At 51.0% G+C, this 21,597-nt stretch carries 14 protein-coding genes; 8 read left to right on the top strand and 6 right to left on the bottom strand.

What is annotated here, in order from left to right:
- Positions 1 to 13 precede the first annotated feature (13 nt).
- The 3 genes from betA (at position 14) to ABXT62_RS04725 (ending at position 4,845) form a co-directional block, all read left to right on the top strand.
- The gene (betA, locus tag ABXT62_RS04735) at positions 14 to 1,690 is read left to right on the top strand and encodes a choline dehydrogenase (RefSeq protein ID WP_415357450.1); all 1,677 of its coding nucleotides are present in this window, start codon (positions 14 to 16) and stop codon (positions 1,688 to 1,690) included.
- 267 nt (positions 1,691 to 1,957) lie between these two features.
- Positions 1,958 to 3,295: a DASH family cryptochrome gene (locus ABXT62_RS04730; RefSeq protein ID WP_415357449.1), complete on the top strand. Its 1,338-nt coding sequence runs from the start codon at positions 1,958 to 1,960 to the stop codon at positions 3,293 to 3,295.
- Positions 3,292 to 4,845: a cryptochrome/photolyase family protein gene (locus ABXT62_RS04725; RefSeq protein ID WP_415357448.1), complete on the top strand. Its 1,554-nt coding sequence runs from the start codon at positions 3,292 to 3,294 to the stop codon at positions 4,843 to 4,845. The genes ABXT62_RS04730 and ABXT62_RS04725 overlap by 4 nt, the downstream gene beginning before the upstream one ends.
- Positions 4,846 to 4,911: 66 nt before the next feature.
- Here ABXT62_RS04725 and ABXT62_RS04720 read toward each other — a convergent pair whose 3' ends face one another.
- Positions 4,912 to 5,304: a 3D domain-containing protein gene (locus ABXT62_RS04720; RefSeq protein ID WP_415357447.1), complete on the bottom strand. Its 393-nt coding sequence runs from the start codon at positions 5,302 to 5,304 to the stop codon at positions 4,912 to 4,914.
- A 326-nt stretch (positions 5,305 to 5,630) separates the two neighbouring features.
- On the opposite strand from ABXT62_RS04720, the gene ABXT62_RS04715 reads away from it, so the two are divergent.
- Together ABXT62_RS04715 and ABXT62_RS04710 are read left to right on the top strand one after the other, a co-directional pair.
- Positions 5,631 to 6,710, top strand: a complete 1,080-nt coding sequence (locus ABXT62_RS04715; RefSeq protein WP_415357446.1) for an efflux RND transporter periplasmic adaptor subunit — start codon at positions 5,631 to 5,633, stop codon at positions 6,708 to 6,710.
- 1 nt (position 6,711) lies between these two features.
- On the top strand, positions 6,712 to 9,870 hold the full coding sequence (locus ABXT62_RS04710) for an efflux RND transporter permease subunit (protein ID WP_415357445.1): 3,159 nt from the start codon (positions 6,712 to 6,714) through the stop codon (positions 9,868 to 9,870).
- Between the two features lie 128 nt (positions 9,871 to 9,998).
- On the opposite strand, the gene ABXT62_RS04705 is transcribed toward ABXT62_RS04710, so the two are convergent.
- The 5 genes from ABXT62_RS04705 to ABXT62_RS04685 all read right to left on the bottom strand — a co-directional run bounded on the left by ABXT62_RS04705 (position 9,999) and on the right by ABXT62_RS04685 (position 17,817).
- A complete protein-coding gene (locus ABXT62_RS04705) occupies positions 9,999 to 10,457 on the bottom strand; it encodes a hypothetical protein (protein ID WP_415357444.1) in 459 nt (152 codons plus the stop codon).
- 212 nt (positions 10,458 to 10,669) lie between these two features.
- Positions 10,670 to 12,733, bottom strand: a complete 2,064-nt coding sequence (locus ABXT62_RS04700) for a hypothetical protein (RefSeq protein WP_415357443.1) — start codon at positions 12,731 to 12,733, stop codon at positions 10,670 to 10,672.
- A gap of 56 nt (positions 12,734 to 12,789) precedes the next feature.
- Positions 12,790 to 14,715, bottom strand: a complete 1,926-nt coding sequence (locus ABXT62_RS04695; protein ID WP_415357442.1) for a hypothetical protein — start codon at positions 14,713 to 14,715, stop codon at positions 12,790 to 12,792.
- 282 nt (positions 14,716 to 14,997) lie between these two features.
- On the bottom strand, positions 14,998 to 16,809 hold the full coding sequence (locus ABXT62_RS04690; protein ID WP_415357441.1) for a carboxylesterase/lipase family protein: 1,812 nt from the start codon (positions 16,807 to 16,809) through the stop codon (positions 14,998 to 15,000).
- Positions 16,810 to 16,878: 69 nt separating this feature from the next.
- Positions 16,879 to 17,817, bottom strand: a complete 939-nt coding sequence (locus tag ABXT62_RS04685; protein ID WP_415357440.1) for an alpha/beta fold hydrolase — start codon at positions 17,815 to 17,817, stop codon at positions 16,879 to 16,881.
- A gap of 432 nt (positions 17,818 to 18,249) precedes the next feature.
- On the opposite strand from ABXT62_RS04685, the gene ABXT62_RS04680 reads away from it, so the two are divergent.
- From ABXT62_RS04680 to ABXT62_RS04670, 3 genes are all read left to right on the top strand, one after another.
- Positions 18,250 to 20,445, top strand: coding sequence for an FdhF/YdeP family oxidoreductase (locus ABXT62_RS04680; RefSeq protein WP_415357439.1), 2,196 nt, complete (start codon positions 18,250 to 18,252; stop codon positions 20,443 to 20,445).
- Between the two features lie 270 nt (positions 20,446 to 20,715).
- The gene (locus ABXT62_RS04675; protein WP_415357438.1) at positions 20,716 to 21,075 is read left to right on the top strand and encodes a hypothetical protein; all 360 of its coding nucleotides are present in this window, start codon (positions 20,716 to 20,718) and stop codon (positions 21,073 to 21,075) included.
- Between the two features lie 7 nt (positions 21,076 to 21,082).
- Entirely contained in the window at positions 21,083 to 21,595 is a 513-nt protein-coding gene (locus ABXT62_RS04670) for a DUF427 domain-containing protein (RefSeq protein ID WP_415358165.1), read from the top strand.
- Positions 21,596 to 21,597: the final 2 nt, after the last annotated feature.

Here is a 21,597-nt window from a genome sequence, read left to right as displayed (position 1 = left end):
GATTCTGGGAATCATGAAAAAAATAAAGCATTACGATTATATTGTTATAGGCGCTGGCTCTGCTGGAGCAATTGTAGCGTCACGCCTTAGCGAGGATCCAAATTGCACTGTGTTATTGGTTGAATATGGAGGCAGCGATCGTAGCATTTTTATTCGTATGCCTTCGGCACTGGGCATTCCAATGAACAGCACTAAATACAACTGGGGATTTAAGTCCGCACCAGAGCCTTACTTAAATAACCGGCGAATGAATTGCCCGCGGGGGAAAGTACTCGGCGGTACATCGTCAATAAACGGCATGGTTTACGTCAGAGGCCACGCACACGATTATGATGAATGGGAGTCCCGCGGCGCTGTCGGCTGGAATTATCAGAGCTGCCTACCGTACTTTAAAAAGCTAGAAAACCACCAATGTGTTAACAGTGAATATACTGGCCGTGATGGCCCTGTGGCTATTAGTGGCGGCAATAATATGAGCAACCCGCTATACAGAGCGTTTATTGAGGCTGGGGTCGATGCAGGCTATCGCGAAACAGAAGATTATAATGGTTACCGACAAGAAGGGTTCGGTCAGAAATTCATGAATGTGGATCAGGGGATTCGGGCGTCCACGAGTCATGCTTATTTAAAAGGAGCCAAAAAGCGCAGCAACCTGACCCTGTTAAAGCATGCTTTAGTGAAAAAGATTCATTTTTCAGAAAAAATTGCGACGGGGGTTCAATGTGAAATTGCAGGCACAACGCATGAATTTACCGCGCGGCGTGAAGTGATTCTCTGCGCAGGCGCGATCGGATCACCGCATTTGCTGCAGGTATCTGGGGTGGGGTCCGGAGCAGTGTTACAGGCAGCCGGAATAAAGGTCGTGCATGAATTACCGGGGGTTGGTGAAAACCTGCAAGACCATCTAGAGTTCAACTTTCAGTACCGCTGTAAACAGCCCTTAAGCCTTAACAACAAATTGGGGTTGTTCAACAAAGCTTTGATCGGGGCGCAATGGCTGTTATTTAAAACAGGCTTAGGCAGAACCAATCACTTTGAATCTTGTGCCTTTATCCGATCCAAAGCGGGGGTCAAGTGGCCTGATATCCAATATCACTTCCTACCTGGGGCAATCACCTATGATGGTGGGGTCGCGTTTAAAGGGCACGGCTTTCAGGTCCATGTTGGACATAATAAGCCCACCAGCCGTGGGCACGTGCGAGCGATTTCAGCAGATATAAAGCAGCACCCAGAGATACTGTTCAACTATTTGGCGACAGAACATGATAGACAAGGATTTCGTGACTGCGTGCATTTAACCCGAGAAATTATGGCCCAGCCTGCAATGGATGCTTATCGCGGCGACGTCATTCAGCCTTTGGCTGATGCTCAAACTGACGAACAAATTGACGCGTTTATACGAGAGTCCGTTGATAGTGCCTATCATCCTGCGGGCACCTGTAAAATAGGCGTTGATGCCATGGCGGTTGTAGATTCAGATCTCAGAGTACGAGGCCTGAAAAACCTGCGGGTAATTGACTCGTCAGTATTTCCCACAGTCCCCAACGGCAATCTGAATGCGCCAACCATGATGCTCGCGGAGCGCGGTGCGGATTTAATCAAAGGCACCACAGCGCCTTCAACATCAGCAGCGGTCTATATAGACGAACAGTGGCAGACCCGACAAAGAGAATGTGTCACGGTACAATGACAGATGAGTCCTGATCGGTACATTACGCGAAACACCTTGTCGCTAATTGAAAATCAGTTCACCTGCTGTACATCAGTCTCTCTGCACTAGAAAATTGGAATAGGCCGATGACCGTAGGCTCAAAGATCAGGTTGTTTGGCTCACAACGGTTAGCTTACGAATACCTTCTCAACAAATTGATCCAAAGACATTTTTATAGCGTACGGTACTATCAGTAAGCACTGCAATAAAGCCTCAACTGGCCACATCCTCAGAGAATTAGCACTTATGCATAAGGTTGGCTTATTTTGGTTTCATACCGATTTGCGCATCGCCGATAATCCTGCGCTTGTGCGAGCTTCCCAGGAGGTGGACCGTCTGATTTGCATTTACTGCCTGCCGCCCGCTTCTCCAGGCAATAAATCTCCAAATCGGTTATCAGATCATCGCCTACAGTTCCTTAAAGAAAGCCTCACAGAGTTGAATGGCAGCCTAAGCCAGCTTGGGCAGCAGCTCGAAGTCATCTATGCACCGGCCCTAGAAGCCATTGCACAGCTCATCACGCGCCATGATATTGGTGCAATCTACGGTAGTTCCTCCGCAGATTACTATGACAATGAGGTCTGGCAATTACTACAAAAACGTTATCCTATGATTGCTTTTAGTCACACAAGTAGCAGCAGTTTGATTAGCCCTGCGCAATTGCCTTTTCCCCTCGATGCGCTACCCGATAGTTTTTCCAAATTTCGTCGCCAAGTAGAGCCCATTGACATCAGTAACCCTCTAGACGCGCCGAAGTCACTACCACGACCCCCAGCAAACGCGACAGTCAGCCAGTGGCAGCGGCTGTTCCCGGCATTCAACCAGAACCCGAGTCCTCTGTTCAGAGGTGGCGAGAGTAATGGAGCCAAGCATTTGCAGGCGTACTTCGCCCGAAGTTTAGCCAGCAGCTACAAAACAACGCGAAATGGCTTAGACGGCATGGACTATTCAACCAAGTTCAGCCCTTGGTTAGCCAACGGCAACCTGTCTCCAAGAACAGTAACGAAAGCGCTCAAAAAATATGAACAGTCAGTGGAGAAGAACGATTCGACTTACTGGATCTATTTTGAGCTTTTATGGCGTGACTACTTTCAATACTATGCCCGTAAGTACGGCGTTCAATTATTTTCTTTTAGTGGCATTAAACAGCACAAACCAAGCACGAGTTTTTATGCCGAGCGCTACCAAAAATGGTGTCAGGGGAATACCCCCTACCCTATCGTGAACGCCTGCATGAACCAGCTCAATAGCAGCGGTTACTTGTCGAATCGTGGGCGCCAGTTGGCGGCTAGTTGCTTTGTTCATGAACTCAATCTGGATTGGCGCTATGGGGCTGCCTATTTTGAGGAGCAACTGATTGACTATGACGTGGCGTCTAACTGGGGTAACTGGCAGTATTTGGCCGGAGTAGGCTCAGACCCCAGAGGGCACCGTCAATTTGATCTCGCCAAGCAGACTAAAATATATGACCCAGGTAATCTTTTCATCCAGAAATGGGCGGGAAAGGAGTGTTCTGCCGTGCTCGACTCGGTAGACGCTGCCGACTGGCCGATATCAGACTCCGTTACAGCAGATCAAATATGAATAACTTTCACACTATTAGGCTCGTGCTCGGCGACCAGCTGAATCGAGAACACTCTTGGTATAAAAATATAGACGACGGGGTACTCTATGTTATTGCTGAAATCCATCAAGAGGCGACTTACGTTACCCACCACATCCAGAAGCTTTGTAGCTTCTTTGCCGCCATGGCTGATTTTGCACAATCCCTAAAAGCAGATGGCCACACAGTTCAACATTACAGCCTAGATGAGACGGTTCAGTATGAAAGTCTCGGTCATATGATCCGCTCTTTGTGTGAACATTACGGAGTCGAAAATTTTGACTATCAAGCTCCCGATGAATTTCGCTTAATGGAGCAGATGAGGAACTTAGATTTAGGTCCTCAGCTTCACATAACCTGTTACGACAGCGAGCATTTTTTGCTGCCTCAGGACGAAATCAGCCAAACTATCAATGCGGGTAAACACAACCGCATGGAATCCTTCTACCGCAAAATGCGCAAACGCTTTAATATCTTGATGGATGCGGATCAACCTCGTGGCGATCGTTGGAATTTTGATGGAGAGAATCGGAAAAAACTGAAGCCCGCAGACCTTGCGGCTGTGCCGGAACCATTGCTATTTAGCAATGATGTCGGCGAGATTTTGCTGCGCATTGAAAAACATCAGATAAAGTCTGTAGGGGAAGCAACCGATAATTTACCTTGGCCTATCAACCATCTCCAGGCCATGCAACTGCTGCATTTTTTTTGTCAACACTGCCTACCGAATTTCGGTCGTTTCCAAGACGCGATGACTCGGCATGGCGAAAATCGCTGGAGCCTTTATCATTCGCGGCTATCCTTTGCGCTAAACAGCAAGCTACTGCATCCCATGCAAGTCATTGAAACCGCTATCGAATATTTTGATCGTACAGACTCTAGTGTTGATTTGGCTCAGATTGAAGGCTTTGTACGCCAAATTCTTGGCTGGCGAGAATATATTCGTGCCGTCTACTGGGCGAATATGCCGGGTTATGCCCAACGCAACGAGCTCGATGCTCAACGTGATCTACCTGAGTATTATTGGACAGGAAAGACAAAGATGGCATGCATGCAGCAAGCCATAGATCAATCGCTGAATTATGCCTACGCACATCACATTCAGCGGCTTATGGTGACGGGAAACTTCGCGATGCTCGCAGGCGTTAATCCCGATCAGGTTGATGACTGGTATCTAAGCGTTTATATCGATGCTGTTGAGTGGGTAGAAATGCCCAATACCAGAGGTATGAGTCAGTTTTCTGACGGAGGCCTTATTGCCACCAAGCCCTATGCCGCGAGTGGTAGTTATATCAATAAGATGAGTGATTACTGCAGCGGCTGTCATTACAGTGTCAAAGAGCGTTTCACTGAACAGGCCTGCCCTTTTAACAGCCTCTATTGGCATTTTATGCAGCGCCACGGCGACACCTTTTCTCGTAACCCTAGAACGGCGATGGCCTATCGCACGTGGGAAAAGATGGATCCAGACGTTAAGACCAACATTTTAGCGCGGGCTGAGCACTGTTTGGAGAATATAGAAATCCTCTAACATCGTAGCACGCATTTCGTACTGATAAGGATTATGAATTTTTATTTTACCGCTGATAACATTATTTTATTTTTCTATAGGAGCAGGCGTCCAGTAGATGCGGACGGTTTTCTTCCCAAACGCTATCGCAGCGTCGCGCTCCGAACCCATAAAGATATCAATTTGTTGAGTGAATCGTTTATTCAGTTTGTCGCGCACCAGATAGTTTCCAGGAAAACCCTCAATCCTGACTTTCGCATTATGCACCAACCCAAGGTTGATTAAGTCGCGCGACACGGCAATGGAAGGAATATTCACGTCGAGTTTATCTCCCCACGCACCGATCTCTGGATCGCCTTGGGTCTGACCTGGCAAAGCGTTATAGGCAGTTCCCATAACCTCCATAGTCATCTCATCGCGACCACACGAACTGCAGACTAAGACCAGGAAAAGTACCCGTAGACTAGAAAATAGTTTCATCAGAGGCCATCCAAAGAGTTCGGCTAAATACTGAGGCCTTTGATCGTCAGCCATCACAGCAACCCAAAAATATTCCCAAAGAGATCAAGGATCACTGCTAACCAGATGTTAACCCTTATCACTACAAGCATCTCAAACGCCGAAAAAACAGTCAAGAGCACCGATGGACATGCCTTTTTCAAGCATTCCACCTATGAGAGGACAAGCATCATCGCTTCATTCGGCCGTCATGCAGAGAGTACAGAAAGGACTTTACCTGTAGTAGAATGCGCGCCAATAGGTGTCTTACACCCCTATGCTCGACATACTAAATCGGATAGATAGCAATGCAGAAAACAGGTTTAAGGCGCGGTGTTCCGCTGCTGGTGTTGGCAGCTTGTATCGCGGTTGCTTTTGTTATGGTTACCGGCCGATCAGAATTGCCGCAGCGTGAAAGTGTGGTGGTAGCGCCACTCGTTGAAGTTCTGACAGTTGCGCCGGGGCCGGTTGCCGTCACCATCAGTTCTAGAGGAACCGTGCGCTCTAAACACGATATCGAGCTGGTCAGCGAGGTATCGGGTCGTGTTATTGAGGTATCGCCAGAATTTGTCGAGGGAGGCGCAGTGTTGCAGGGTGTGGCCCTGTTAAGTATTGACCCTATAGATTATGAAGTTGCCTTGTCGGGCGCGAAAGCAGGAGTGGCCAGTGCTGAGCTGTCTCTAGCAGAAGTCCAGGTGGTGGTAATGCGTGCAGCGATTGATGAAGCCAAGGCCCAAGTGCAGGCATCCAAGGACAGGTTGCGACAGGCAGAGGTAGACCTCCAAAACACCGTCATAGCGGCACCCTTCGATGCCGTTATTGACAGTAAGCGGGTTGATCTCGGCCAGTATGTGCAGGCCGGCACCGCTCTCGTGCGCTTGCTAAGCACCGGCAGTGTTGAGATCAGGTTGCCGTTACTCGCATCCGATGTGAGCTTTGTAAGCTATGGACAGTCTGCTGATGGCAGCTGGCCAGAGGCTTTACTGACCGCCAAATTCGGCAATATTGACACTCAGTGGATGGCGCGGCTGGTGCGCCTAGAGCAGCGTGTTGATGAACAGACCAGAGTGTTCTATTTGGTCGCTGAGGTCGATAGCCCCTATGACACCCGTCGGCATCCACGGCCATTGTCTGTTGGATTATTTGTTGAAGCTGCCATAGACGGAAAGCCTATTCCGAATGCCGTCGCTGTACCCAGATCGGCGCTGTACGCTGATAACTCTGTCTTTGTGGTTGAGCAGGGGAGTTTGGCAAAGCAGAAGGTTACCGTGTTGCGCAGAACTCAGGACAGCATCATCGTCGGTGACGGGCTTTCTGCCGGCGATCAGGTCGTTCTTTCGCGCCTCGATATTATGGTGGAAGGCATGCCCGTGAGTGTGGCGCAGTAGTATGGAAAGCCCAAAAGAGAGAGGCCTTATCGCCTGGATGGCCAACAACTCGGTGGCTGCGAATCTCCTGATGTTGGTTGTTATGGTCGGCGGTTTAGCCTCCATAGGTGGCATTACTAAGGAGGTGTTCCCAACGTTTCCCTCTGATACTGTGACGATCACAGTGCCCTACCCGGGGAGTTCCCCGGAAGAGGTGGAAGAAGGTATTGTGCGCAAGATTGAAGAGGCGGTGCAGGATATCGTTGGAGTGGATGAGATCCGCTCTGTTTCCAGGGAAGGCTCCGGCTTAGTGACAGTGATGCTTGTCCCCGGAACGTCTATGGGCAAAGCACTAGCGCAAATTAAGACCAGAGTGGATAGCATCGCCGCTTTTCCACTGGATGCCGAAGAGCCTATAGTAGATGAGGTGATCCGCCGGACTAGAGCGATGCGACTGACGCTTTACGGGGCCCTTGAAGAACGCCAGTTAAAAGATCTTGCTGAACAGCTGCGCGATGAAGTGCTGCTACTGCCCGGCATTACCCAGGTTACGATTAGCGGTGCGCGCGACTATGAAATATCCATAGAAGTATCTGACCCTGAACTACGTCGCTATGGCCTGTCCTTCGGCGATGTAGCGCGAGCCGTGCAAGCGCGGTCACGCGATCTCCCCGGCGGAAAGCTACGCACAGAAACCGGCTCAATCACCCTCCGCTCTGTTGGGCAAGCCTATAGCGGTGCTGATTTTGCAGCATTAACTCTGATTAGCCGAGATGATGGTACTCGGGTGACGCTGGGAGATGTTGCGACCGTCCGTGACACCTTTGAAGAACAACCGGTGCTCAGTCGCCTCAACGGCAAACCTGCGCTTACTCTAGAGGTGGACCGAGTGGGTGATCAGGACATACTCGCAATGACCAAGGATTTACGCGCGTTTGTCGAACGCAAACAGGCACAGTTGCCTCAGGGTGTTGAGTTGACAGCCTGGTCTGACCAAAGCGTGATCCTTAATGGGCGGATTCAGTTAATGCTGAAAAGTGCCTTACAGGGTGCCGTATTAGTCATGCTCACCCTCGCATTATTCTTAAACCTGTCGCTGGCATTTTGGGTCATTCTGGGTGTGCCTTTTTCATTTCTCGGCGCGCTTTTAGTCATTAACTTATTGGGTTTACCCGTTTCTATCAATGTCATCTCGGTGTTTGGGTTTATTCTGGTGCTGGGCATGCTGGTGGATGATGGCATCGTCACCGCCGAAAGTGCCTATGCTCAGCTGGAGGAGGAAGATCAGGGGCTGGACAGTATTGTAAGAGGCGTAAGAAAGGTGACAGTGGCAACCATTTTTGGCGCCATGACCACGATGCTGGCATTTGCACCGTCCTGGTTCGTGACGGAAGGTTTTGCCATGATCCTGTCACATATCGTACCCGTGGTGGTGTTGAGCCTGTTATTTTCACTGTTGGAAACAAAATTGATTCTGCCGTCACACTTGCGCCATATCCGTATATCTTCAAAACCGACCGACTCCCCCACTCTGCGCGCGAAATTTTCCGCTGTGCAGCAGGGCTGTGCCAAGTCCCTTCAACATTTTGCAGATACCCGTTATCGATCTGCATTAGACCTCGCCGTGCATTACCGCTACACCACGCTGGCACTGTTTGTGGGTGGCCTGATAATTTGTCTAGCGCTGGTACCGGCGGGCATTGTCAGGTTTGTGTTCTTCCCCAACATCCCCTCCGACTCCATCACTATAAGCCTGAAAATGCCACAGGGCACAGCCTGGCAGAAAACCCACGATTACACATTGCGTATCGAACAGGCCGCGATGGATATGAATACGCGCTATCAACAGCAGACCAACTCCGAAGAGAGTGTCATTCTGGAGTTGATGTCACTGTCAACAGAGGACACTGAGTCAAAACTCACGGTGGAATTATTACCCAGCACCGAGCGCACTATCACATCTGTTGAGCTCGCAGGCTGGCTGCGGGAAAGTCTGGGTGAACTCAGTGGCATACAGTCACTAACCTTTGATGCCAATGCGGGGCCTTCCGGCTCTGCCATCAATGTCGAACTGTCAGGACAGGACCTCGACATGTTGCGTGAGGCCGCCGGCGAGCTGAAAGCCGCATTGGTGGCGTATGCAGGTGTCTATGACATCAGGGATAGTTTTGATGCAGGTGGGCCGGAGCTTGATATAAGCGTTACCGCCGAAGGCGATGCCCTTGGACTGGGGCAGGTCGAACTCGCAACGCAGGTGCGTCAGGCTTTTTTCGGCGCTGAAATTCAGCGTCTGCAACGCGGTCGCGATGAAGTCAGGGTGTATGTGCGCTTTCCTGCCGAGGAGCGAGCCACTCTGGAGTCGTTGCGATCCATGTGGATCGATGTCCCCGGGCGCGGCAAGGTGCCATTTGAGGTGGTGGGCGAAGCCACAGAGAGGGTCGGGGTCAGTGTTATCAATCGCTTCAATCGCCAGCGTGTGGTCAACGTAGAAGCGGATGTCGATAAATCTACGGTGGAGCCGAGCCAGGTTAATCAGGCGATTACTAACGACCTATTGCCGGATATTTTACTTCGCTATCCCGGTGTTTCAACACGCTTGAGCGGTGAAGCAGAAGAGCAGGCCAAGACCACCGATACTCTCGGCCTCGGCCTTGTCGCGGTGTTGCTGATGATTTACGCCGCGCTGGCGGTACCACTGCGCAGTTACGCTTTGCCTCTTATCATCATGTCGGTTATACCCTTCGGTTTGGTGGGCGCCATACTGGGGCATCTCATTCTCGGCAATAGCGTGAGCATGCTGTCTGCCATCGGGATGATTGGGTTGAGTGGCATTGTTGTCAATGACAGTCTGGTCATGGTGGACCATATCAGTTCGCGCATCACTAAAGGCGGGCAGCACTGGCGAGATGCCGTCATTGACGGTGGAGTACGTCGATTCCGTCCCGTCGTGCTGACTTCAGTGACAACCTTCATGGGCTTGTTGCCTATCCAGTTGGAAGCCTCTTTACAGGCGCAATTTGTGAAACCAATGGCCATATCCATCGCCTTTGGCGTGTTATTTGCCACTTTCATCACGCTGTTTCTGGTGCCGGTTCTGTATTTTGTGGGAAGAGATATCAGCAAGCTGCTGGGCAAAACCGAACCTGAGCCGGACGGTACGCAAAAAGTCGCTGTTGAGTGATACTCCACAGATCTTACAAACGGCAACGGATTGCCTGCTAGATACCGCGAAAATCTGGCGCATCCAACGCCAGTGGCTCAGTGTCGCTAGTGAGTATATGGAGGTGAGCGAAAATAGACCTCGTACAATTAATCGTCTGGCAGAAAGTGAATCGCCATGAAGGTGAGTAACTGAAAGCCGCCTTGCACCATATGATTTTGTTCGAGGTCAAACATCATAACGACTTGGTCTGAAATAAAAAATGCGAACCACAGACCCAAGGAAATAATGAACGCAGCATTGACTCTTTCACGCCAACGCTGTGAAGGCTGAGCTGGTGTAAGTGCTGCAAAAATAAATGCGAGTGCGGACAGCAAAGACCAGGCGATAATGCCGACAAAAAATACGGCCGGCAACCAATTGGGTGCATCATACTGCACCAGCGAAGTCACCAGCGCCGGATAGTTTGAATGAGGCACCCAAGGCTCTGTGAAGACATTCAATAAATAGAGGCCGCCCAGAAAGTCGGTCAAAAACGCCAACATCCACCACAGCGCCCAAAACACAACCATTATGCGCTTGAAGAAAAACATCGCACTCATCGTCACGCCCTACCTCCAGCAGAAACTACCGTGCAATTACCTCGCGCCTTCAACACACGCGCGCTAGGCTTTTCAGATGGCAACATCGCTTATGCGACTGAACACCAGCTCTGCTCAGCCACAGCTTTACCGAATAGAGGTTGTTGCGAAGTCACGCTCTATCCGATCGAGATGCTAGGTCCTACCACTCCTGACTTGCTAAAATCCTCAGGCTCACATTAAAACCCAGCCCCCATTTCGTCTGCCGCTGAGGAGTAGTGGTGGCATGCTTTTTTGTTACAGTATTCGCAATTATTGGCTGGTGATGCGGTGCAGTTGGCACCGCTGTTCGCGTTACAAAAAGACTCGGAGCATTCATCACCGCCGGGAGTGGGTGGGGTTGGGCCGGGTGGGGTTGGGCCGGGTGGAGGTGAGGATCCAGGCAAAGCGAAACCGCGCCTGTTACCGATGTCGCTAAGAAACTTACTTGCTGAACCGGGTAGCTCGTTCATATACTTGCATTGCCCAGGAGCGCCATTGCAAGGCAAACACTTGTTCACATCTTGTCCAGTTAGCCAACCAGTGACGCTTGACACGGTGCACACATTTTCTTTGCAGCCAAACCACGTCCACACCGGACTTTCCGGACAATAGCTTGAAACGCTTTGCGGGTTAATGTCCTTAGCAGGAATTGCGATTGGATATTTACCTGCCTGGTCGGACGGACAGTACATCATAGTATTGAGAATGGTCGGTGTGCCATTATCATTTGTGCAGTTGCCAAGATTCTTCCTGCTCGCGGTGTCGTAGACATCTGCCAGTTGCGCCATATTATAGCCGTCCTTCATGTAACCTTCGAATAGTCCATCACATGTGCCAGAATCGCGGACGAAGATGATTGGCATTGCTTTAAGAGCGGCCGCGTGGCTCGGCAATTTAAACCACGCATCGATTGAAATATCACCTGTGCAAGGCGGGTAGATGAATTGAGGCAATTGAGGCGGCTTTACTTTAGTCATTTGACCGGCACTCTCGCAGTCAAAGATAATCGCTTTCGCGGGAAGAATGGGGTGGTTGAGAAAACCTTGCCATGCTTTGAAAATGTTCTCTACCAGCTCTTGTGGTTTTACAGGAGGTTTCTTAGGATCCGGGCGGGTGATAAATACGTCGCACCCTTGGGTAGCCGCATAAAACTGCAGGCCGTCGTCTTTTAGCAACTGAAGCGTCTTGTCGCTTACGCCCGTGGGGTCAAACGCAAGGCCTTTGAAGCCCTCATTTTTGAAGATTGGCCATAGCTTTTCAAGAGGGTCATTGAGGGGGATTTTAACCGACAAGTCGCCCAAGAAAGCAATCTTGGATGGAATCATCGTCGCCACGAGTTCTCCGCCAAAGCCGCCACCCACGGGTGCTGATTTGAAATACACATTAAAGAAACCGTCGGCATCTTCAGTGAGATTATTGATCCTGCAATTTTGGCCGTCCTTCAAACAGGTGCCAAACAGTGATGACAGTCCGCAATCGTCTGTGTTTGTAACGTCCGCCGTTGCCGAGTTGCACATATAGATGGGTTGAACCTCTTTGCTATATTCGCCGCCTCCGCTTGCCGCAACCGATATTGCGCTTTCTGAATCCCCCCAATAGACCATCTGCGTCCCGCCGTAGGTGTTGGCCTCGCCCCCTTGCGCTCCGAACGCTTTGCCCCACCAATAATTTGCCGAAGTGCCTGGCGGGATACCTGCCAATCTCTGGTACCAGACAGCGCCTGCGGCGAGCGGGTCTTCCCGCTCAACGGCCTGTTGGCAGGTCAATGCGTCAGCGGGACCGGATACCGGGGTCGCCGAACAATTAGCAACGCCCTGCCCATCCCTGATGCACCCCTTAGCCGACTGCCGGACCGCTCCGCTTGCGACGACATTGTTGCCCTGATCATCCTCGCCCGCTTGCGGGTTGCAGGGCGTAACCTGACCAATATTGTCCGGGCATACAGCCGCCGTCTGTGTCACTTGAAGCTCGTCATTCATGATCTGCACGTTACCTTTGGTACACGTGCCAGTGCCGCCATCGGGATCGTCTGTCCACGAATAGGTCAAATCCCAAAACTGAAGTTTGCGGGGGTCGTCGCCCACGAAAGGCGCAATGTTCTGTGGGTTAGGGTAAATGCCCGCATTGGGATCGACAGCGCCCAAACCCCCGTCAGAGCCGTCAGAATCGCCAGCCCCAAACCAATCATTATCATCGTTACTGCTACCGCAGCCGCTAATAGCGCCAAATGATAAGAACGCGACCATTAAGGCAAAGCTCATGGACCTGCATGTTTTTGCGAAACGTCTAGTGCGTGCAGTCATATTCATGCCTTTATTTATATTGCCTGATTTGGCGGGCTCAGAGGGTTCGGTGAAGCAATATTCGGCTCGAAAAGATTGGGACAGGTGGCGTCGACCTCGCGACATGATCGGAAGTGTTCTTTGATGGGTTTTCCCACTTTGCATCCCGTCTCTACCGGCGTCGCGTTACCGGCAATGCGAAGAAGCGCGAATTCCAGACGGTAATAAACGATGGAGGTGCTCGATGCCTTCTCAACCGCCGCGAGAAATGCCCTGAGATTCTCTGGGGAGTCGGAGAGCGGCGAACGCCCCGTTCCGCTGTAGCCTAGCAGCGGCTCGATCTGGCCCGGCTGGTCTTTGCACTCCTCGAATGAGAGGGCCAAGGGCATTCCGCACGACTGATCATCTGCGCACTGCGCCTTATAGTTGTAGTCGAGCGAAGCAGCCACCTTAGCTGGATCGCTGTTGCAGTAGCAGTCGGCCGTCTGGGTTATTAGCGCTGACTGTCCTTTTATGTAGCCGTCGGTGTAAAGAGCAGCGATCACCCATGAGGGGTCAGAATTTTTCCACATAGGGTCCGTACAGTTGGCACTTTTAGGTTCCTTGCAGCTGACATTGAACTTTGTCGATTCGTTCATAAAGCCAAGCTTGATGGTAGACGTCAGGCCCTTGTAGGACTCGAAGTTTGCTTTATTACCCTGGAGAATATACGCCTGCACGTCTGCGATCGTCAGACCGTAGCCTTTTGCTGTCGCTGTCAAAGTCGCGACCGTCGGTGGGGTTGTGCCCATAAGTTGCACGTCCGCAAAGGCGAACTTAACACCCTTTGCCTGGAGCTGCGTTACCTGAAGCGAGCAGGCTTTGGCCTGACACTGGTGGGGAAGCGCACCCGAAACAACGGGCAGAGCGATGCTCGTTGGAAGCAGGTCGCTGTTCTTCGAGGAAAGCAATTCATCGAAGAGCTTGAGTGAACTGACCACACTGGCCGAGGGGACGTCAGTGAGTATTCCGACGGACACCTTCGCCATGGCCTCGTCGCCAAAACCGCCACCCGCGAGTGCTGACCTTATGAAGACATTGTAGGCACCGTCCACAAGACCGATATTGTTAATCTTACATGCACCAGGGTCGCCGTTTGCTGCATAACCGCAGCTACCGAACAAACTCGAGAGTGTGCAAACATCGGGCGATTCGGCAGGGTTCACCACGTCTTTATTGCTGCACAAATAGATGTTGTTTACGCGAGTGGTGGGCCCCCTGCCACCTCCGCTGGCGGCGATATTAATGTTCGTCGCATCGCTGATGTAATCAATCTGCGTACCGCCGTATCCATCCTCAGCGTCAAAGGTTTTGTCGGCGCGGGTGCCATACCACCAGTGAGAGGCGGTGCCGCCTTTGGTGCCGGGGGCATCGATATTCTGAAACCAGGCAGCGCCCGCGGCAATCGGGTCGGCCTGACGAACCGTTGACTCACACGTCACTTCATCCGTGATGTCAGGGACTAGGATATCGGTGCAGGCGGCGCCGTCATGTTCACAGCCGGAGATTGCGGGTTGCACCGCACCGCTTGCGACCGTATCGGCGGCTGCCGCGGGGTTGCAAGGGGTCACCTGGCCAAGAGACGTGGGGCATTCTGGGCCTGGAGCTGTTTCTTGCGCAAGATTAGAAGAGTCCTCGATTCCGACGGTCCCTTTAAAACAGGCGTCGTTGCCATCACTGTCTGGCCCCCAATAGTAGGTCTGGTCCCAATATTGGACCTTAATGGGGTCGATGGCCCCACTCAAAAAGGGTTGAATGACTTGAATGTTAGGGTAAATGCCCGCATCGGGATCGACAACGCCCAAACCCCCGTCAGAGCCGTCAGAATCGCCAGCCCCAAACCAATCATTATCATCGTTACTGTTACTGCAGCCGCTAATAGCGCCAAATGATAAGAACGCGACCATTAGGGCAAAGCTCATGGACCTGCATGTTTTTTCGACAACTCTAGTGTGCACCGTCATATTCCTTCCTATATTTATATTATTATTTACAGGGATAGGCTTTACGCTAAAGGGAACGATCACATGATGCGGGGACGCCTGTCAACCTTCTTTCAGGAATTCACGAACTGGGTTAAGCCAGCTCTGCTCAACTCAACTCAGGTAATATGCATTAGCCGTTTTTAGGGTGCGCTATTTTTTGCCAAACTCAGGAAGTAACAATTTGCTTCGGTAAACTGTTCCCGTGTCTCGATAATTTCCCTATAAAGCGCAACCCTCCGCGCCTAGACTTTCGTATTCCTGGGGATCAAAATCATCCTCGAGAAACAGTGTCCTGTAGGCCATGCAGTACTCCTCTTGATCCGCAAAACTGGTGTCCAAGAACAGGCGCTGCTTCAGGTCGTCAATGCTAATGCGCTCTGGCGACATGCGAATACCGTCGCCCAGCGTACTGTCGAGTATCATTAAACGGTCGCTGTCTTCGCCCTCGTTCACCCAGCTAGTCCACTCTCGCTCCTCTCCATCACGGCCGCGGCCGGGCTTTCCGTTGTAGGCGAACTCCGCCCAATAAGACATCATGCTCGCCGACAGCGCATCGCGAGCTTCATGTGTGTCTGAGGGGTACATCACGCTGAAAGGTTTGGGGAAGTTGCCGAACACATAGGGTATCTCCAGTGCGTGTGCGGCACCCAGTAAGTCGCGCAAATCGATCAGGCCGAAATCACGCAAGTCCTTGGCGTCAAAGCGGTAGGCGAAAACGTTGTCTCCCTGGCCGGCACGCATCACTGTGGCTAGACGATCTACGCCAATGACTTTCCATCGGTCGGTGCTGTAGCGATTGAACTTGTCGTAACGCTGCAGATCCTTAATCCCAGTCGGAATACCCATCAATGTGTTGACCATGTCGGGATTAAAGCTAAGGAACAATTTCATTTCATCGAGATTGGTACCCAGCATCACTGGGACCGCGTTGTAATTGGCGGGATCAGAGAATAGCTGCTCGGAGCTAACACCGGCGGGTAACACATGACCATCGCCGATCAAGTCTGGCAATGTGGTGACAAGACCGCCGTCTTCACTGCGATAAGCGGCAAAAATTTCAGCCGTAGATTTTGCTCGTAGATACCGGGCTAGCTCTGTCGAGGACATTGATTCCTGCCTGGCACGAGCGGCCGCGGCATCTTCGGCGGAGCCATCAAGAATGAACAGTTGATTGATAATCTCGCGTGAACTGAGGCGGCTACCAGCTTGTTCGTCGTCAACGTAGTTCTCAGCTACCCACAGAGGCTCGATATCCAGCCCGCCGCTCTGGACGATGGCGCCGTGGAATAAGCCCTTAGCCAAGGGTGACGCCATCAGCGCGAGTACATTCCAGCCCCCGGCGGATTCGCCAAAAATAGTGACCTTGTCGGGATTGCCGCCAAAGAGAGCAATATTGTCCCTGACCCATTTAAGCCCCTGAACCTGATCGAGTGTGCCGTAGTTGCCTGAATTATCTTCAAGCGATGCAGTCGCTGAACGCAGCGCTGGGTGTGACAACCAGCCAAAGTTACCCAGCCGATAATTGATACTTACCAGCACCACCTGATGGCGAGCGGCTAATAGCGAACCCTCGTAGAGAATAATACTGCCGCTGCCACGGGTATTGGCGCCGCCATGAATCCAAACCATGACAGGTAAATTTTCGGCATTCGCAGGCGCAAACACGTTGAGGAAAAGGCAATCCTCATTTCCGTCCACCGACTGGTTTTCACTGGAAGTGGAACGGGGCTGGGTGGCACACTCATTGCCGGGGCGAAGCGCCTGCAACTGACCCTCCCAAGGCGTGACTGGGCGCGGTGCCTTCCAGCGCAGCTCGCCTACCGGCGCGGCCGCATAGGGAATTCCCTGCCACACAGACACGTCCAAGTCATTCTGGTAGCCAATAATTTCACCGCCTTCAATTGTTTTTACTGTCTCGGGGGCAGGGCTGTATGTTACTAACTCCTCCGGAGCGAGCCACGCGTATCCTGCAACGACAGCCAATATCACCAGTGCGGCTACAGCAAGGAGTGTGGTCAACATTATCTTCATTACGCGCTATCCTGTTGAAATGACGTCAGCAGCATACCCGATTTCTCGACAGCAGTGAAAGTATGCTAATTAGCCCTCTTTAAGCGCATGCACCAGCGCCGCAGCCACATCATCGGCCTGTCCATAGGTCATATTGTGATTGGCGCCTTTAAGTTCAGTGAGTTTCATCTGAGGGACGTCTTCCATCATAAAGCTAGCACCATCAAAGGGAACGACTGTGTCAGAAGTGCCCCAGATAGCCCACACGGCAATGTCAGTGCCACCCACTATGCGATAACGGTCCGAAAAATCAGCCATCGGGAAATGTCGAAGTGTGGAGAGCAGAGCATCGGTGTAGCCTGCAAAGGCTGCCTGCTGGTCAAATTTTTCCAACATATTCGCGGGTGCTCTACCTGCATTGATTTCAGACTCAATACCCTGGCGGGCGTAACCCCTACCAAAAACTGTTGCCAGCCACTCACCCACCACTGGCATCGCCAGCGGCGACGCATTAGGTGCATTACGCCTATAGCCCGCGGGAGCGATAAGCACTAGCTGCTTTACTTGTTCAGGATGTAAGGCCGCGTAGTCAACGACATTGGCACCGCCCATTGAGTAGCCGACCAGCGTCAAAGGCGTGTTGAGCTTCAGGCCTTGAATCAATCCTGCGAGTTCGCTGTTATACAAAGCGGAATCATAGGGGCCTTCGGGTCTATCAGAAAACCCCCTGCCTAGATGATCAAAACTGATGACCTGATAGCCCGCTGCCAGGACGGCAGGCATTACCTGCTCCCACACAAACTTAGGCGTACTAAATCCATGAACAAGTATTACTGCAGGTGCGTCGACAGGGCCCTCACGGGTATAAGACAGGATGCCGTGTTCCGTTTGCAGGTAACTGCCGCCCCACTCGTCTCGAGTTGCCTGATCTACCTCCTTCAGTCCTCCGCGCGCTACAGCGAACGCCACTGCTGCGAGTACTAAAACTAGCAGCAGTGCTCGGATAACATACGTAATTAGACGTCTCATCGTCGTGCCCCTTTAGACTGAGCCTTTCAGCGTAACACGACTATCCAAATCTCAGAAGCTGGCCGAAACCTTGCGGGGTCGAGACGGTGGCTTATAGAAAGAGTAGCTTATCCACAGCACCATCCCGCTTCGTCTGAAGACACGCATCAACCGCGTAACCACCCTGATCGACAGCCCATCAGGGGTGATATTGTTCGGCGTTGATGTTCACGGACGCTTCGTCAATGCACAATGCATCATCACGGTTCAGCCGAAGCAGGACACACGACTAAACAAATACTGTCTCCGAGAAACCGGTGAGTTTTTGCGTATTCATGGGGTGATTCTGACGGCTTCGGTAAAAGCATTTTTCCGCACCATACCTTGCCTTCTCTGAAGCAATAGCTTTAACTTGTTCGTATGACTACTACTTAGGTCACATGAGACAAGTCTATGAGAAAAATTGTAGGTGGCGGACCCAAAAAGGTTCTCTACACACTTAATGCAGTAAGACGCATTGGCTTAAAAAATTCAGCAAAAGCACTCACTGCAAAAAACACCTGCAAAGCATGCGGTCTTGGCATGGGTGGCCAGCTTGGCGGCATGACTAATGAGCTTGGGGAATTCCCTTCGGTTTGCAATAAAAGTGTTCAAGCGCAATCAACCGACATTCAATCACCTATTCCGTCCGAAGTATTTTCACATAGCATTAGCGAACTAAGGGAACTCTCACCGAAAGAGCTAGAGCATACAGGCCGATTAGGTAACCCCATTTACAAGGCGAAAGGCAGTCAACACTATCGAGAAGTCGAATGGGATTGGGCTCTCCAGTACGCAATAGAGCGGTTTCAACAAAGCCAACCTAACAGAAGTTTCTTTTACGCCTCGGGCCGCTCCTCTAACGAAGCAGGGTTTCTATTACAACTACTCGCACGCCTGTACGGCACAAACAATGTCACCAACTGCTCGTACTATTGCCACCAGGCAACGAGTGTTGGTTTAGGTAGCACCATCGGCACTGGCACCGCGACAATCGAACTGAAAGATCTAGCGCATTGCGATACCATTTTTATTATTGGCGCTAACCCTGCTTCGAATCATCCGCGCCTAATACACCAACTGAAAAACTGCAGAGATCGCGGGGGAAAGATCATTATCATTAACCCTGCAAAAGAACCTGGACTTGTAAAATTTTCAGTGCCGAAAAGTCCCGCCTCAATGATTGTAGGCGGCACCGATATTGCGTCATTGTATTTACAACCCAACATTGGTGGCGACATAGCGCTATTAAAGGGAATCTCAAAAGCAGTTCTTGAACTGGGGACTGAAGATAACAATTTCATTGAAAATTATACGGATCATTTTTCCACGTTTAAAAATGATATCGATGGCACAACGTGGAACGACATAGAAAAAAGTACTGGTATCAGCAAAACAAAGGTTTATGAGCTGGCTGAGCTTTACAGTCAATCGAATAATGCCGTATTTGCATGGGGAATGGGGATTACTCATCATCAGTTTGGATCAGAAAACGTTGAGTACATTGCCAATCTTGCCCTTCTTCGCGGTATGCTCGGAAAACCACATGCTGGCTTACTGCCTCTGAGAGGGCACAGTAATGTACAAGGCATCGGAACCATCGGCGTTAAGCCCATTTTATCGTCTGACGTATTTCAAAAAATTGAACAGACACTCGATATCAAATTGCCAATCCGAGAAGGCCTAAATACACTCGCGTCTTTAGAAGCAGCTCACGCAGGAGAAATGGATAATGCATGCATTGTTGGTGGAAACTTATACAGCGCGACACCTGATTCAAAATGGGCGGAAGCGGCACTCAACAAGGTGTCTTTTAAACTTTACCTCACCACCACTTTGAACCAGGGGCACCTATACGGCATTGAAAACGACGTACTCGTGCTGCCTGTGTGTGCAAGAGATGAAGAAAGCCAATCCACAACACAGGAATCAATGTTTAACTTTGTGCGCCTAAGTGACGGCGGCATTAGTCGCCTCGATAACGTGCGATCGGAGGTAAGCATTCTTTCTGCCTTAGGAAAGGGGCTAATTGATGGAGATTTACCCGCCGAAAAAACGTTTAGTTTTGAAGCGTTTGGGTCCCATGAAAAAATTCGCGACGCAATCGCAAAAACCGTACCAGGAATGGAAGAACTGAAAGATATAGGCATCGCTAAGGAAGAGTTTTATGTGCGTAATCGCTTAATGCATACGCCTCAATTCAACACGGAGAATAAACGCGCCAGTTTTCAAACACATGCCATCCCTCAACCTAGAAATGGCTCAAATGACTATCCTTTTCTGTTAGCCAGTATTCGCAGTGAAGGACAGTTCAATTCTATCATCTATGAAGAGAATGACAGTTATCGCTATAACGCTGGCCGAGACGCCGTACTGATATCAAAAGAAGATATGGAGCACCTTTGTCTCAATGACGGTGACAAAATTACGGTGCGGTCTTCAACTGGGAAGCTTGAAAACATGAAAGCGCAGGCTTTTGACATACCACCTGGAAACGTTCTCGCTTATTACCCCGAAGCCAACGTACTCTGTGAAAAGCGTATCGACCCTAGAAGCTTTACACCCAACTTTAAATCTGTGCCTGTAGCGATCGAACCATTTTTTGACTAAAACTATCCCTCAACTAAAGGAACTTCCCCTCCAAATGGCCAGCATCATGCAAGAATATTTATAGCGTTCTGCACAGAGAGCTGTGCATTCAAGGCCTACATTGTGATTTGCAGCCGATGTGTGGTCGATTCTGTGGTAGTCGTAGGACGACTAATGTTGCCTACTCATGCGACGATTAGCAGCTTATCCAATTTTGGCAGACACTTGGTATAAGCGTCTTCGTTGCGTGGTAATATAAAACGTGAGGTGTCTTCCCGATGATCGCTGCCTATGTCTGAACCTGAAAATCTAACCGAAAATGAAAGCACACTCGACCTCGGTGCCGTAATCCATTCGGGTGCTGGCATCATCGCGCTCGTGCTCGGCGGTTTAATGTATTTCTACTCATGGGCACTGCCTTTGTTCGCGGGACTGATGATCCTCTCCGCCATCAGTGCCGTATGGATATCGTGGGCACAGGATGCTTGGGTGCCCGGCCATTGGCTGGCCATGCTGCCCGTCATCGGAGTACTCGTGGGTTATCTGGTTGCCCCTTGGGGCTACACCTTGGCTTACGTCTGCCTGTGGATCGCATTCATCCACTTCATTATTCGCGGCGCTCAGAAAATGCGTGCCGAGCAAGGAGTATAAATTGAGCATGTGGGAACATACTGGGGAAAAACGGCCAGCGTTTGCTGAGGAACCGAGCGCCGGCCAGGAATCAGTGTGGGACTATCCACGACCTCCCATACTGGTGATCAGCGATGCAAGGGTGGAGGTGCGTCATGCCAGTGTCCCCATCGCTACCAGCCTATCGGCTCTGCGGGTACTGGAAACGGCAAGCCCTCCCACGTACTACCTTCCCGAGAATGATATCGATTGGCGGCAACTGGTGAAGATCAGCCAGAGTAGCTTCTGCGAGTGGAAAGGCGAGGCTAGTTATTACGCGCTGGCCAGCGATCCACAGCAGGTGCCAATTGCGTGGCTATACGCCAACCCCAGCAACAGCTTCGCCGCTATTCACCGACACGCATCGTTCTATCCAGGGCGGGTGGAGTGTCGAGTAAACAGTGAGGTAGTGAGACCACAACCAGGCAAGTTCTACGGTGGCTGGATTACCGATCGCGTTAGGGGCCCCTTTAAGGGCGAACCTGGCACGGGGCACTGGTAGAT

Origin of the sequence: Halioglobus sp. Uisw_031, from assembly GCF_047729875.1 — a bacterium.
Classification (GTDB): domain Bacteria; phylum Pseudomonadota; class Gammaproteobacteria; order Pseudomonadales; family Halieaceae; genus Marimicrobium.
The sequence above is the reverse complement of the archived record's forward strand: the minus strand, read 5'-3'. Positions and strand labels throughout refer to the sequence as shown.